The sequence below is a fragment of the Mycobacterium sp. NPDC050853 genome (assembly GCF_040653875.1).
In the GTDB taxonomy this organism is placed as follows: Bacteria; Actinomycetota; Actinomycetes; order Mycobacteriales; family Mycobacteriaceae; genus Mycobacterium.
The window spans coordinates 1-1,347 of the sequence record NZ_JBFAGW010000020.1; the positions used below are offsets into that span (position 1 = coordinate 1).

Annotated in this window: 1 protein-coding gene; it reads left to right on the plus strand. The window is 64.5% G+C overall.

Features of this window, described 5'->3' with window-relative positions; all coding sequences use genetic code 11:
• Positions 1–1,269: PPE domain-containing protein (locus tag AB0H22_RS25390; protein ID WP_358150042.1), on the plus strand; the 1,269-nt coding region annotated here is incomplete at its 5' end.
• Positions 1,270–1,347: the final 78 nt, after the last annotated feature.

Genomic DNA, 1,347 nt, shown 5'->3' on the forward strand with positions numbered 1-1,347 from the left:
GCGGCGTACACGGCGGCGCTGGCCGCGATGCCCACGCTGGCCGAGCTGGCCGCCAATCACATGATCAACGGCGTGCTGTTGGCCACCAATTTTCTTGGTATCAACACCATCCCGATCGCACTGAACGAGGCCGACTACATCCGGATGTGGGTCCAGGCCGCCACCACCATGGGTGTGTACCAAGGAGTTTCGACCGCGGCGGTGTTATCGGTGGCCCCCACACAGCCGACGCCGATGATCATGGCGCCCGGCGGGGAAATGTCCCGGATGGCCGCCGACATGTCCGGCATGGCCGCCCAGGCCCAAGCTGCCGAATCCGGCACCGCGCTGGACAGCAGCGAGAGCTTCTTCGACAAGCTGATGCGGCAGATTCAGGAATTCTTTACGGACCCGCTGGGCACCATTCAGAAGATCCTGCAGGATTTCATGCGTAATCCTCTCGAAGCACTCATTGCCTGGGGTCCGCTGCTGTTCTTCATCGCGTATGAGGCCTTCTTCATCCCCTTCGGGTTCACCGCGTGGGGCATCATGTTGTCCGCACCGCTCTGGCTTCCGCTGATGTTGATCGGACTTGCCCAGCTCGCTCCCCCGGCTACTATCGATCAGGACGTACCCGGCGATGAGCCCGCGCAGGAAGCTGCCCGGATCGAACGCAATTCGCCTCAGCAGCAATCATTTGCCATGGCCGGAATGCCCGGGGGCGGCGGCGCACCGCTGTCCGGTGGTTCGGGTGCGCCGTCGACACCTGCCAACGCGCCGGCTTCCCCTGCTGCTGCGGCGGCAGCACCGGCGTACATGGTGTATGCGGTGCGTGAGGATCCGCCGGCGGCGCGGTTTGGTCCGAGGTTGAATGAGGGCTCCGGCGCTAAGGCACCGGCGGCGGGAATTGCGGCGGCGGCCGCGGCGGCGGCCTCGGCGCGTTCGCGAGCCCGACGCAAACGCGGCGCCCGAATCAAGGACCCCGCCCCCCAACACATGGACATGAACTCCACCGTCGACCCCGACTTTTCCGAACCCGCAGTGCGGGCAACGGCGACTGTGGGGGCCTCCGGGCGCGGTGCGGGACAACTCGGATTCACCGGCACCGTACCCAAAACAACCTCGACCACAACAGCCGCAGGTCTAATCGAACGCGAAAACACGGCCGACTCGATCGATGGCACCCGCACCATGCCCATGCTCCCCACCACCTGGGGCACCGACCCCGAACACACCCCGCCCGCGCCCGATGACAGCGGACCCCCCGGGGAAAGGGGGGCAAGCACCTGAACGGCCACAAACAACCAAAATTAAGACAACACAACATGATTGAGGAGAGGTTCATATGAGTTTGCTTGATGCACACAT